General features: G+C 71.6%; 12 protein-coding genes. 3 read left to right on the top strand and 9 right to left on the bottom strand.

The genetic code is table 11. The features are described 5' to 3' along the window. Positions 1–24 precede the first annotated feature (24 nt). The 4 genes from STRBO_RS0122405 to STRBO_RS0122390 form a co-directional block, all read right to left on the bottom strand. Positions 25–291 carry a hypothetical protein gene (locus STRBO_RS0122405; protein WP_020114798.1) on the bottom strand — a complete coding sequence of 89 codons (267 nt, stop codon included), beginning with the start codon at positions 289–291 and terminating at the stop codon, positions 25–27. Between the two features lie 301 nt (positions 292–592). Continuing rightward, positions 593–3,151 (bottom strand): FtsX-like permease family protein, encoded by a 2,559-nt coding sequence (locus STRBO_RS0122400; RefSeq protein ID WP_005473546.1) that lies wholly within the window; start codon positions 3,149–3,151, stop codon positions 593–595. A 3-nt stretch (positions 3,152–3,154) separates the two neighbouring features. Next, entirely contained in the window at positions 3,155–3,916 is a 762-nt protein-coding gene (locus tag STRBO_RS0122395; RefSeq protein WP_005473548.1) for an ABC transporter ATP-binding protein, read from the bottom strand. After that, positions 3,913–4,158 (bottom strand): hypothetical protein, encoded by a 246-nt coding sequence (locus tag STRBO_RS0122390; RefSeq protein ID WP_005473549.1) that lies wholly within the window; start codon positions 4,156–4,158, stop codon positions 3,913–3,915. Before STRBO_RS0122390 ends, STRBO_RS0122395 begins: the two co-directional genes overlap by 4 nt. Before the next feature lie 190 nt (positions 4,159–4,348). On the opposite strand from STRBO_RS0122390, the gene STRBO_RS0122385 reads away from it, so the two are divergent. Then, a complete protein-coding gene (locus STRBO_RS0122385; protein WP_020114797.1) occupies positions 4,349–5,692 on the top strand; it encodes a sensor histidine kinase in 1,344 nt (447 codons plus the stop codon). 65 nt (positions 5,693–5,757) lie between these two features. Next, the gene (locus STRBO_RS0122380; protein ID WP_028796795.1) at positions 5,758–6,417 is read left to right on the top strand and encodes a response regulator transcription factor; all 660 of its coding nucleotides are present in this window, start codon (positions 5,758–5,760) and stop codon (positions 6,415–6,417) included. Between the two features lie 317 nt (positions 6,418–6,734). Here STRBO_RS0122380 and STRBO_RS0122375 read toward each other — a convergent pair whose 3' ends face one another. The 5 genes from STRBO_RS0122375 to STRBO_RS0122355 form a co-directional block, all read right to left on the bottom strand. Continuing rightward, positions 6,735–7,046, bottom strand: a complete 312-nt coding sequence (locus STRBO_RS0122375) for an SCO5918 family protein (RefSeq protein ID WP_005473554.1) — start codon at positions 7,044–7,046, stop codon at positions 6,735–6,737. 52 nt (positions 7,047–7,098) lie between these two features. Beyond that, the gene (locus STRBO_RS0122370) at positions 7,099–7,506 is read right to left on the bottom strand and encodes a CBS domain-containing protein (protein WP_028796794.1); all 408 of its coding nucleotides are present in this window, start codon (positions 7,504–7,506) and stop codon (positions 7,099–7,101) included. Between the two features lie 50 nt (positions 7,507–7,556). Further along, a complete protein-coding gene (locus tag STRBO_RS0122365; protein WP_005473557.1) occupies positions 7,557–9,074 on the bottom strand; it encodes a DEAD/DEAH box helicase in 1,518 nt (505 codons plus the stop codon). 335 nt (positions 9,075–9,409) lie between these two features. Next, on the bottom strand, positions 9,410–9,613 hold the full coding sequence (locus tag STRBO_RS0122360; RefSeq protein ID WP_020114795.1) for a cold-shock protein: 204 nt from the start codon (positions 9,611–9,613) through the stop codon (positions 9,410–9,412). A gap of 1,109 nt (positions 9,614–10,722) precedes the next feature. Beyond that, a complete protein-coding gene (locus STRBO_RS0122355; RefSeq protein ID WP_005473566.1) occupies positions 10,723–11,058 on the bottom strand; it encodes a helix-turn-helix domain-containing protein in 336 nt (111 codons plus the stop codon). Positions 11,059–12,216: 1,158 nt separating this feature from the next. Between STRBO_RS0122355 and STRBO_RS0122350 the strand changes: the two genes are divergently transcribed. Further along, on the top strand, positions 12,217–12,861 hold the full coding sequence (locus STRBO_RS0122350; RefSeq protein WP_020114794.1) for a hypothetical protein: 645 nt from the start codon (positions 12,217–12,219) through the stop codon (positions 12,859–12,861). Positions 12,862–13,243: the final 382 nt, after the last annotated feature.

The raw sequence follows: 13,243 nt of genomic DNA, 5'->3' as shown, positions 1-13,243 counted from the left end.
AGGAGCGAGCGGCAGAGGAGCGAGTCAGCCGGAAGGCGACCTCATGCTCGCACCCTGGCGATGGCAGAGCAGGTCGGCCGGATGGAGCGGTCCCGGATGCCCAGCCGGTTCCGGGCACGGCGCCCGCGCTGCGCGCAGGTGTTCGGCGAGCAGCGCCCGCGTCGGTCCCCGGCCCCGGATCTCCTTGGTCTTCTCCATCTCCTTCACCTCGGCCTTGAGCACCCGGCGGGCGCGGGCGGCCATGGTCCGGTCGCGAACCAGGCGGTGGCCGGCGTGGCCGGTGACGACCACGCCGGACAGACGGCGGTCGAAGGTCGAGCGCGCGGTGAAGGTGCCCTCTGCGTCCGCCCGTTGCGCGCCCGCCGCGTTTACTTCCTGACCTCGTGAAGTGGACGCCTGACACCGTCGTCGTGCACCACGGCATCGGGTGCGCGGCATCGGGTGCGATCAGGGGCCGGCCTCCCGGCCGCGGTGCGGTCCCGGCTCCTGCCGCCGGTGTGCCTGCCGGTCGTCCTGGCCCACGGCAGGCGCTCCACCCGGCATCGTCCTGTCCGCCGCGGCATTCATCGGTGGTGACGATGCCGGCTGGATCTCACGTCGCCCGTATCGCGTCCGCCGGGGCAGTGCGCAGGGCCAGACGGGTGGGGAGTTCGATCGTGAGGAAGGCAGTCGTCACGATCGTCGCCGCGACGGCGGGGAGCAGCCAGGCCGGGCCTGCCGGCCAGGGGCGGTCGAGGAAGCCCTGGCCGAGGAGGGCGAGGGGGAGTGCGGAGAGGAGCAGGCCGGAGACGAGTGCCGCCGCGGCGATCACGGCCGCCTCGCGTCGCATCATCGCCCGGATCTGCCGCGGCGTCGTGCCGACCAGCCTCAGGGCCGCGATCTCGGTCCGGCGCTGGGCGGTGGCCGCGACCAGCTTGTTGGCGATGCTGAGGAGGAGGTAGCCGAGGAGTACCACGATCGTCGCGAGGTTGATCCACACCTCGGGCGGGGTGTCCTGCTTGCCGTCGGAGGCCGTTTCGGACGTGTTCTCCAGGGCCAGGCCCGGGCGTGACGCCGTCAGATCGGCCAGCGCGCGTGCCGCCGTCGCCGTGCCGTTGGTGCGGACGAGGAGGCTCTGGGTGAGGCCGGAGGTGGTGTGACCGGCCATGAGGTCCCCGGAGATGATCAGTGAGCCGAAGCCGAGGCCCCGGTCGTACACGGCCGCCACCCGCGCCTCGGTACGTGTGCCGTCGCCGAGGACCAGCCGGATCCGCCGGCCGAGTCCGGCGCCCCGCGAACCGGCGACCTCGCTGCTCACCGCGACCGTGGCGCCGGTCAGGCCGGCCAGCCCTCCCTCCCGCACCCCCGGGTCGAGGACCCCGGCCACGTCCGGCGTGGCGATCAGCGCCGTTACCGACTCCACATCGGGTTCGCCGAACAGCTCGTACGGCCAGACGACGGTCGTCGAGCCGACGGGTGCGGCGGACCGCACTCCGGACAGCTTGCGAACGGCGTCACGCGTGCCGGCCGGCAGGCCGCCGAGGGCCGGTGCGCTCAGCCGGTACTGGGCAAGCGTGCCGGTGCCGGTGTCCTGCGCGGTCGCCGCGAGGACGGTGGTCTGCGCGAAGGCGTAGGTCAGGACGAACACGACCGCCATCGCCAGCGGGCTGACCACTGCGGCGACCCGCAGCGCGTACGCCCGTACGTTGGCGAGGGCGAGCCAGGTCGGCGCGGGCGCCGTGGGCCGCAGCCGACGCACGGCGGCCACCCCGACCGTGCGGACCAGGGCCGGGCCACACAAGGACAGGCCGATCGCGGCGACGATCCCGGCGATGGAGGTGGCCGACGCGCCGACCACCGTGCGGGTCAGCAGCGGGGTGACGGACAGCGCGCACGCGGCGGCGATCAGCACAGCCCCGGTGAGGGTACGGCCCTTCGACGGTTCGCGCGGTTCGCTGCGGGACTCCGCGACGGCCTCCGTCGCGGGCATTCGGGAGGTGCGCCAGGCCGCGCCCCGGGCGGAGATCTGCACGGTCAGCACGAGCAGGAGGACGGTGGCGGCGGCGGGCAACGGGCCGACGGTCAGCGGGAGTTCGGGGGGCAGGACGCCTCGGTCGGCGAGCATGTCATGGAAGCGGCCCGCCAGGAGGTAGCCGAGGGCCACTCCGGGGGCCAGGGCCACGGCCGCCACCACGGAGGACTGCGCCGCGGCCAGCCGGCGGATCTGCCGCGGGGTCGCCCCGACCGCCCGCATCAGCGCCAGGTCGCGGCGCTGCCCGGCGATCGACACACCCAACGCGCCCGCCGTGACGAACCCGGTGATCAGCAGCACGATCCCGCCGAGCGAACCGGCGAGCAGGATCAGCAGCGAGCGGGCCGTGCCGACGCCCGGAGCCACGCTCTCGCCGATGTCCGCGCCGGTGCGGACGGTCAGCCCGGTACCGGCCAGCCGGTCGCGCACCGCGTCGGCGACCCGCTCGCCGGTTCCGGGCGCGGTGCGCAGGCCGATCAGGTCGTAGCGGCGGGCGTCGTCGCGGCCGGCGAGGCGTAGGGCCGTGGCGTCGGCGAAGTACACGCCCGCGCCCGGTGCGTCGACCACCGCGGCGACGCGATAGCGCACAGCGGGACGGCCGCCCGCCACGACCTGCACCCGGTCCCCGGTGCGCAGACCGGTCACGGCGGGGACGGCGATCTCGTCCGCGCCGGCCGGCGCGCGGCCGGCGACACGCGGGCGGGCCAGCAGTTGGGTGGAGGACCAGCCGTGTCCGGCCGCCGCAGGGTCGTCGGCGGTCGCTACGACCCCTCCCCCGGTGTCGACCAGCGCGGCCGGGAAGCCGAGGTCGCCGACCACGGCCGTCACCCCGGGCAGGCTGGAGAGCCGGTCGGTCAGGGACGACGGGATGCGGGCGCGCTCGGGCAGGGCGAGCGGCAGGTCGCCGTCCGGGTGATACTCCTGGTCGGCCGCGACGACGATGTCCGCCCCGCCGAGGCGGCCGGGCGGCAGCTGTGAGCGCAGCCCGGACTCGGCCAGCACACCGGTGCCGGTGATCAGGGCGGCCCCGCCGAGTACCGCGCACACCACGGCGAGCAGCGCGGAGATCCGGTGCGCTGCCATACGCAGGGCGATCGGGAAGAGGGGGAGGCGGGAAGGGGTGCGGAAGTGCTCGGACATCGGTCAGTGCTCTCCCAACGCGACGAGCCGCTCGGCCAGTTGGGGCGCGGTGGGGTGGTCGAGGGCTTCGACGACCCGGCCGTCGGCCATCACCAGTGCCTTGTGGGCGCGGGCCGCGGCGGCCGGGTCGTGGGTCACCATCACCACCGTCTGGCCCAGTTCGTCGACCAGGGCGCGCAGCAGCTCCAGCACCTCGTGCGCGCTGCGCAGATCCAGCGCTCCGGTCGGCTCGTCGGCGAACACGACGGCCGGGCGGGCCGCCAACGCCCTCACCACAGCGGCGCGTTGCTGCTGTCCGCCGGAGAGTTCGGCGGGGCGTCGACCGAGCCGACCGGCCAGGCCGACGCGCTCCACCAGCGCCGCGATCCACTCCCGGTCCGGGGCTCGGCCGGCCAGCCGCAGCGGCAGCGTGATGTTGTCCTCGATGGTGAGGGACGGGATCAGGTTGTAGGCCTGGAACACGAACCCGACGCGCTCGCGCCGCAGTTCGGTACGGCGGGTCTCGCTCAAACCGGCGATCTCGTGGCCGTCGATGCGGACACTGCCCGAGGTCGGCGAGTCCAGCCCGGCCGCGCAGTGCATCAGGGTGCTCTTGCCGGAGCCCGAGGGGCCCATCACGGCCAGGAAGGTGCCGGGCCGGACCGTCAGAGACACCTCGTCGAGGGCCTTCACCTCGCCCGGGTAGGTCTTGGTCAGGCGCTCCAGCGCGATGGCGGGGGCGGGTGCTGGCGCGGTGGCCCGTACGGCACTCGTCGCGAGGTTCACCGGCGGCCGCCCTTCAGACGGCGTACGAGAAGGGCGGTGGCGGCGAGGGCGGTGACCGCGCCGCTGGCGAGGTTCACGGCGACACCGACGGCGGCGTAGGAGGCGACCATGTTGGTGACCGCGCTGATCACCAGGGCCAGCCAGAGCAGGACGCGGGTGACCTCGCCGCGGGTGACGGCCGGGGCGGGGGCGTCGTGGTGCGCGTCGTGGACGCTCAGTCGGTAGGGGTCGGTGGTCGCCATCGCGGGCTCCTTCGGCGGGGACTTGGGCTGATGTCTCGGCCGGCGTCCCGGCTGACGTCTGCGACGCTACGGACCGCGACCCCCTCGGCCGATCCCACCAGCCGCCGGATCGGTGGTACAGCCTGCTGTACCTCACGGCGAAGTGGGCTTCGCCGTAGGGTCGTTGGCACACATCAGGAGCGGAGTGAGCATGACGACGGCCGACCCCACCGGCACCGCGGACGCGGACCTCACCGGCACCGCGAACCCCACCGGCGCTGCGGACCCCACCGGCACCGCTGACGCCGGCCCCACCGCCGAGCGTCGACGTGAGATCGCCGTCCAGGCCCTGCGTACCTCCGGTGCCGCGCTCGGGCAGCTCGTCGGCGGGCTCAGGACGGCGGCGATGGCGCTGGGCGTGCTGGTGCTGGCGGCCGTCGCCGCGGTGACCGCGCCGGCCGGGGTGGGACTGCTACTGATGCCGACCGCCGTCCGGGCCCTGCACGCCCTGGCCGACCGGGAACGGGAGCGGCTGGCCCGCTGGGGGCCCGAGATCGTCGCCCCCGCCCCGCCGCCGACCGCGCCGCGGGCCGCCCTCGCCGACCCCACCACCCGGCGCGAGCTGCGCTGGGCACTGCGCCACGCCAGCCTCGGGTTCCTGCTGGGCCTGCTCGGGGTGTGGCTGCCGCTGGCCGCGTTCCGGGACACCCTCTACCCGCTGGTGTGGCCGTTCATGCCACCGGACACCAGCAGCACGTCCTTCGGCTTCGGCGTGGCGCACACCTGGACACAGGCGCTGGCGGTGAGCCTGGTCGGCGTCGGCTGGATCGCCGTCATCCTGGGTCTGACGCCCGGTATGGCCCGCCTCCAGGCCCGCCCCGCACGGACGCTGCTGAGGGCCGGACCGGACACCGACCTGTCCCTGCGGGTGGCCGAGCTGACCGCGACCCGGGCCGCCGCGCTCGACGCCCACGCCAGCGAACTGCGGCGCATCGAGCGGTCGTTGCACGACGGGACGCAGAACCGGATCGTCACGGTGACGGTCCTGCTGGGCGCCGCCCGGCGGATGGCCGCCCGGGATCCCGAGCGCGCCGACGAACTCCTCGAACGCGCCCAGAGCGCCGCCGAGCAGGCGCTGGCCGAACTGCGCGCGGTCTCCCGCTCGATCCTCCCGCCGGTGCTGTCCGACCGGGGGCTGGCGGGGGCGCTGTCGGGCCTGGCAGCCGAGTGCGCGGTGCCGTGCCGGACGGATGTGGAAGCACCGCAGCGGTGTGCGGCGTCCGTGGAGGCCATGGCGTACTTCGTGGTCGCGGAGGCGCTGTCGAACATCGCCAAGCACAGCGGGGCGAACGCGGCGGCGGTCACCGTGCGGGCGCGGGGCGGGCGGCTGCACCTGCGGATCGAGGACGACGGGCGGGGCGGCGCCGACGAGGAGGGCGGCTCCGGGCTGACCGGCATCCGCCGCAGGGTGGCGGCCCATGACGGTACGCTCCGCGTGACCAGCCCGGCGGGTGGGCCGACGGTACTCGACGTGGACCTGCCCTGCAGCACATGACGTTCCCAAAGCCGCGGGGCCGGTCCACCGAACCGCCTTGCACGACAGATGAGTTGGTTACCGACATGCGCATAGTGATGGCCGAGGACGACCCGTTGCTGCGCGAGGGTCTCGCCCTGCTGCTGGGTGCCGAGGGCCACGACGTGGTGGCGAAGACCGGGACGGCCGAAGAGGCCCTGGACGCCATCGAGGAGCACAAACCCGACGTCGCGATCCTCGACGTACGGATGCCGCCGACGCACACCGACGAGGGCATCCGCGCGGCGGTTCAGGCCCGGCGCCGCCGCCCCGACCTCGCCGTGCTCGTCCTGTCCGCCTACGTCGAGCAGAGCTTCGCCACCGACCTGCTCACCGGCGGGGTGGAGGGACTGGGCTATCTGCTCAAGGAACGCGTCGGCCGGGTCGAGGAGTTCCTCGACGCACTGCACCGGGTGGCGTCCGGCGGTACCGCCATCGACCCCGAAGTCGTCGCCCAGCTGTTCACCCGCTCCCGCCAGGACACCCGGCTGGAACGGCTCAGCCCGCGCGAGCGGGACGTCCTCGCCCTGATGGCCGAGGGTCTCGGCAACAGCGCGATCGCGGGGCGCCTCGTGGTCACGGACGGCGCGGTCCACAAGCACATCCGCAGTATCTTCGCCAAGCTCGACCTGTCCCCGGCCGACCAGGTGGACCGCCGGGTGGCGGCGGTCCTGCACTACCTGCAGGACGCGAGGCGACGGGGGTAGTACGGGGCACGGGGGCGGCACGGGCTGGTACAGCCTGCTGTACCCGGGGTTGGGGTGTGCGCGGCAGTGATCGGAGAGCTCGGCGCTGGTGTGCTTGCAGCATCACGAAGGGCGGCGCTCGAAGGCCGCTCAGCCGCTGACTCAGCGAGGGGCGCGTCGACGCAGTACAGCAGCAGGCGGCTGGCGGCCGCCTGCTGCTTCCCGGTCTTCGGAATCGATCACCGGTTCATCGATGCGTGGCACTTGTTGTGTGGCTGGTTACGGCAGAAGGCGTTGATGACGCCGATCTTCTGTGGCGGCTCACGCCTGCCCGTCGGTCAGACCGCTGCGGGGGCCCCGAGCATGGCGGAGGCTTGTTGCAGCGGACTGAGAATGCGCGCGGGTGCGGCGGCTCGGGAGAGGTCGCGGCAGGTGAAGCCGAGCTGGGTCATGGCCCGCAGGACCTCGTCGGCGCTGAAGTCGCGGCGGTCCTGGCGGGTGATGACCTGCCCGACCTGCTTGACGGGATAGGTACGACGACCGATGGTCACGGACGCCCCGATGACTTCCTCGGGCTTGACGCCCTTCATCGATTCCAGGACGCCGCTCTTGGTGAGGTCGAAGGGGAAGCGGGCGATGACAAAGCGCATGATGCCTCACAGGGAGAAGAACGAGGGAATGGTTTTGCCGCGGTCGAGGCGGTCAGCGGGCCAGGGCAAGGACGCCCAGGGCGTTGCCGTGTTCGTCGACCACGGGCAGGGCATCGAGGCGACGGTAGCGCATCGCGTGCTCGGCCTCGGCCATCGTGGTCACGAGGGAGGCGAAGGGCCCCGGGTCGACGAGGATGTCCCGCAGCTGGACCCGGTCCGGGTACACGGAGCTGTCGCGGACCGCGGTGAGCTGGGCCCGGGTGACGAGTCCGGTGCACACGCCGTCGTCGTCGCAGACGAGCAGGTGCCCAGAGCGGACGCTCGCCATGACGGACAGGGCCACCTCGACGGTCATGTCGTCGCAGGCCTGCGGTCCGGCGGTTTCCATGGCGTCTGCCACCGTCCGGAGCACGGGGTCGGCGGCGCCCGTCGAACGAAGCTGCATCTGAACCATCGTCAAAACGTGCCTCCTACAGAGGTGGGCCGGTTTTCCTGAACCGAACGAAGCCGTTACGCCGCCGAGTCGAACGAGGACTGCTGGGTCCTGCGCCGGGCGGCCGAGGCGGTGCTGCGTCGGCCGCGTGAGGACGACGTGCTGCGCTGACGCCGCTCGGCGACCGGCGCGGTGATCGTCACCGGGATGCCGGAGGGTGTCCGGGCGCCGGTGATCCGACTGAGTGCCTCCTCGCCGGAGCGGACCTGGGTGGTCTGGGGCGAGATGCCGGCGGCGGTCATGAGGCGGGTCATGTCGCGGCGCTGGTTGGGGGTGACCAGGGTGACGACGCTGCCGGACTCGCCGGCGCGCGCGGTGCGGCCACCGCGGTGCAGGTAGTCCTTGTGGTCGGTCGGCGGGTCGACGTTGACGACGAGGTCGAGGTTGTCGACGTGGATGCCGCGGGCTGCGACGTTCGTGGCCACGAGCACGGTGACGTGCCCGGTCTTGAACTGGGTCAGGGTGCGGGTGCGCTGCGGCTGTGACTTGCCGCCGTGCAGGGCGGCAGCCCGCACCCCGCTGTTCAGCAGGTCCTGCGTCAGACGGTCGACGGCGTGCTTGGTGTCCAGGAACATGATCACCCGGCCTTCGCGTGCCGCGATCTGCGTCGTCGTCCAGTGCTTGTCCGCGCCGTGGACGTGCAGCACGTGGTGCTCCATCGTGCTGACCGCACCCGCGGACGGGTCGACGGAGTGGACGACCGGGTCGACGAGATAGCGGCGAACCAGGCGGTCGACGTTACGGTCGAGGGTGGCGGAGAACAGCATGCGCTGGCCCTCGGGGCGGACCTGGTCCAGGAGCGCGGTGACCTGGGGCATGAAGCCCATGTCGGCCATCTGGTCCGCCTCGTCCAGGACGGTGATCGCGACCTGGTTCAGTCGGCATTCCCCGCGGTCGATGAGGTCCTTGAGACGGCCCGGCGTCGCGACGACGACCTCGGCTCCACTGCGCAGCGCATTGGCCTGCCTGCCGATCGACATTCCTCCCACGACCGTGGCGAGACGCAGCTGCACCGAGCGGGCGTAGGGGGTGAGCGCGTCGGTCACCTGCTGGGCCAGCTCACGCGTGGGCACGAGGACCAGGGCCAGCGGCTGGCGGGGCTCGGCTCGCTGTCCGGCGGTGCGGGCCAGCAAGGCCAAACCGAAAGCGAGGGTCTTGCCGGAGCCGGTGCGCCCGCGTCCCAGGGCGTCGCGGCCCGCGAGAGTGTTGGGCAGGGTCGCGCCTTGGATCGGGAACGGGACGCTCACGCCTTGGGCGGTCAGCGCCGCCAGCAGCTGCTTGGGCATGTCGAGGGCGGCGAAGGTTTCGACCGCGGGGAGTGCGGGAGTGATCGTCTCCGGCAGGGCGAACTCACCCTGGACGGCTGCGGGCCGCCGGCCGTGGCCGCCCGAACGGCTCGGACCCCCAGAACGGCTCGGAGTGGACGATCCGAAACGGCCGCCCCGCCTCGAACCGGCGCCGGCGCCGGCGCCGAAAGCGGTGCCGTCGCCACGGCTGCGGCGGGAAGAACGGGAATTCGTACGTGCGGGGTTCATCGAAAACCTTCCTTGATACGGCACGTATCAAGGAACTCCCGCAGCAGAAGCAGCGCAGGGAATCACAAGCACGGACCGAATAGAATGCGAATAGAATGCAAAAAAGAATGCGGAGTGCGGTAGATCTGGCGCGGATTGCATCGACGGAATTTCTGGCACCACAGGGATGTGACATCCCAGATGCCTACCGGTTGCACCTTGGACCAGGCGCGCGTCCCTTGACGAGGGACCACGGACGCTCCTCGTCCCGCAGGTCTCACCACTGCGGCACATGTCCGTAGCTGGGGCCCGCACCCCGAGGGATGCGGGCCCCAGCTACGAAGTGCGCGCCAGCGTCAGGCGATGACGATGTTCTCGGCCGTCGGGCCCTTCTGGCCCGCCGCGATATCGAAAGTGACCTTCTGGCCTTCGAGCAGCTCGCGGAAACCCTGGGCGGCGATGTTCGAGAAGTGGGCGAACACGTCCGCGCCCCCACCGTCCTGCTCGATAAAGCCGAATCCCTTGGCCGCGTTGAACCACTTCACAGTGCCTGACGCCATGTCATGTCTCCTCTTGGGCAGTACGCCGGGACCCGCGATGCACGGATACCGGGTCGCCGCGATGATGCCCCGTCCGGAAACAACCGGCCATACGAAAAAGTCGCCAGTGGCGAAAAATTCCGACGCAGATTTTGGGAACCACAACTGCAACTGAGATCGACAGTAGCATGAGATGGCGAGCCGAGTGCCGTAAGCAGCCCCGTCCTGCCTATAGCAGCAAAAACACTTTCCGCGCCACGTGCCAAACCCTCACGTCGCGGATATAGATATTGGCCGACCCGAAGCGCAGCGTTTCAGGAACAGCGGTACCGTGTAGCGCTCAAAAGAGCGCGCATTGTCGGTGGAGAGTTCTGCCCGGCGTGCACCCTGGTGGCCCGTGCGCGGGTCTCGCCGCACATCCGGGCCGCTGGCCGCTGGTGAGACAGGCCCGGCGGGCAGGCCGGCAGGCGTGCACAGTGATCCTCGGGCACCGCTCACCTGCCTCCCGCCAACATCAAGGCCGAGGTGCTGCGGGCCTGACAGGTGAAGGAACCGCCTCCGACCCGACAGATCCTCACGGCTGTCGGCGAGATGACCCGGCCCCCAACCCGCCGCGACCGGGGGGATGATCGGTCCAGCGTTCGTCGAGTCCGGCCATCTCCTGACCTCAAAACACAGGCCATCGGAGATGGCGACTCCGCGATCTCGAACTCACCGCCTGGCACGGCCTGCGCCCAGACCGCGGGTCGGACGACCCTGCTGGACGGCCAGTCCTCCTCCGAGCCTGGACGAGTGTCCGAACGTCTGCTGCCCCGAACCGCACGACGGCCGCACCACACCGGGTATGCGGTCCCTCAACAGCCACGCCGCCCGCAGCCACGACCTCGCAGTATCTCCCCCGGCCCGGCGCGCCTGTCTCTACCGAGCCACACCGTGGCCGCCGACGACCAGTACGCAGGCGACCAGGACCGCAGCGTCGTCGCCTCCAAGGCGGGGGTGACCGCCTGGTCCAGCAGCACAGCAGAACGCCCACGCCGAAGACGTAGGTGATGGAGACCCTCCCACCACGACAACTGACACAGGCGCTACACGCCGTAAACCCTGCCATCCGAGGCGATGACCCCACTGGCTCAGGCTGCGGGTGGTTCGGACGCTTCGGCGGCGCGGCGGTGCTCGGCGTTGATGCGCTGGGCTTCTTGGAGTTGATCTTCGAGGATGATGATGCGGCAGGCTGCCTCGATGGGAGTGCCCTGGTCGACGAGTTCGCGGGCGCGGGCGGCGATGCGCAGCTGGTAGCGGGAGTAGCGGCGATGTCCGCCTGCGGAGCGCAGCGGGGTGATGAGGCGGGCTTCGCCGATGGCGCGGAGGAAGCTCTGGGTGGTGCCGAGCATCTCGGCGGCCCGGCCCATGGTGTAGGCGGGATAGTCGTCGTCATCAAGACGGCCGAAGAAATCGTCTGCTGTCATCGCACCTCTCTGTGGACATGTGGAGGGGCCCTGGTGCCATCTTGCACCAGGGCCCCGAAGGAACTGCTACACCATCTGCCGGCCCCAGTAATGCGCCGGCCTTCTGTTTCCGCGAGCCCGGCCTGAACGCTGCCGGGGGTACGGGGATCGCGGATGCGTGACCGGAGACCACCTCACTATCGATGTCCTGCGGTACCCGGACCCACTGTTCGTCCGGGCGATCCTGATGGCGCTGGGCTCCTCCGTTCTTCCTCTGGTCACTCACTTGCCAAACCGGTACTGCGGTACTGCTGGTGGCCTGCCACAGCGCCACGCTTCGACAGCCAGCCCCGTCGCCCGTCCTGCATCTGCTCTGGCTTAGAACCCCACTGCCGAACCTCCCGGTACGCGCGCCCGCAGTCAGACGCCTTTACCGGGGTACCACTCGAAAAACTGCACTGCGGGTACTGCGGTCCTGCTCGTGGCGACCCCTGATCACTGCGGGCCACCCGGTCCGGCCGTCAGTCCCGTCACCGTCCTGCGACAACCCTGGCTTCGGAACTCCACCGCCGCACCGTCCTGCACTTACAACTACGTACTGCTGCCAGGCAGTTCATCTCTGCCGGGCCCTCTTGATCTCGGCTACGAGAGAAACCATAACCGGCCCATCGCCCAATGTCTACTCTGGCCAATACAGATTTTCATGGATCTGGCGGCGAGGTAGTCGCCCACGAACGGAACAGCGACCAACAGACAGCTGGCCCCCTGCGGCCGGGCATCCGCCCCGGTCAGCGCACCTGCGCCTCGTCGCGGTTCGCGACACCCCATCGGGGCCTCACTCGCCGTACCGCGGTCGCGGAACACTCGCTGGGCGTCGACGCTCTCGTGTCCATCTGGTCAGCCGGGTCTTGGATCGTCGATGCCCGGGCCGCCGGTGACGGCCGGTGCTCTTCCCCGGACCCCCTCGATCGCGTCCCGCACGCCCCGGGCCTGGCCACCTCCCCGCCGTACACCCCGTCAGGCGGCCCCCAGCGGCGTACCACTTGACTCCGGTGCGCGGGCCGAGCCGCAGGCGCGGCCAGTAGGCTCTGGTCGCGGTGGGACCCGCGAGCCGCCGCCCAAGGCCTTGGCGACGCCGGCGAACCGCCGCACCACGGCCAGTGCGGGAGGGGAAGTGTGATGATCGCTGCGGAGTACGGCTACGAGGTGCTGCCGGGAGCGGCGTTGGACACCCCGGGCGTCGATGACGTCCTGCGGCGGCGTGAGCGCGGCCTCCGGTGGGGCGTCCTCGCATCGGCCGCCGAAGTGCTGCTGTTGGCGGCAGTCCTCTCCCTGGCCGGTCCCGGGTCCGCCCCCGGCTTGGTCGCCGCCGCCTTCCTGGTCCCCGTCATCGCCGTCACGGCAGGCCTGACGCTGCTGTGGCGCCGGGCTCGACGCCGGGAGCGGCTGGTGATGTGCACCTACGGTTGGCAGGTCTGGCCCGTGCGGACGCAGGAGGTCCGGGTGGTCGCCGCCGAGGGCGAGCGGGTCCAGGGCCGCCGTTGGGGAAGGGATGGACGGGTGGTATTGCTCCAGCCGGACGGCCAGAGCCACTGCTCGTTCCCCGTCCCCGCGGACGGCTGGGACGGCCCCCGCCCCGGGGGGCCCCGCCCGGCAGACCGGGTGTGGTTCGCCGGTGACACCCGGTTCGGCGGCATGATCGCCGAACCTGGCGGGCTGCCCTTCCGCTACGTCGTCCGCTCCACGCCGGGCAAGCGCCAAGGCACCGGACCGGAGGACGAACTCGCCCGCCGCGCGGGCCTGATGCCCCGGAACCGGCGGTAGGCATCCCCGCCGCCTCCCGGCCGGATGCCGGAAGATTCAACGACCGCGACGGAGAGCATCTTGCCGTCCGGAGCGATGTGGTACTTCACGTCCGCGCCGCTGGTCATCAGCCCAGGAAATCGTGGCCGGGCGCCGCACAGATGCCGGGACGTGACCGTGCTGGAACCGGTGTTCGCCGCGCGGAGGTTGTCGGCACCATGGGCCCTGTGCCCGTCGACCACCCAGGCCGACGTCGTGCGCGAGTGACTGACGTGGGGGTCAGTCGGGATGGAAGAGGTGGCCTTCGAGAGGCTGGACTACCGCCCGTCGGTGAGGGGCTGGGAGAGAGTGAAGGTCCGCGAGACGCGCGAGGCGATCGCCGGCGTTCGGTCGCCGGTCCCCG

The sequence above is a fragment of the Streptomyces bottropensis ATCC 25435 genome (assembly GCF_000383595.1).
GTDB lineage: Bacteria > Actinomycetota > Actinomycetes > Streptomycetales > Streptomycetaceae > Streptomyces > Streptomyces bottropensis.
This window is presented reverse-complemented; position numbering and strand designations above follow the sequence as displayed.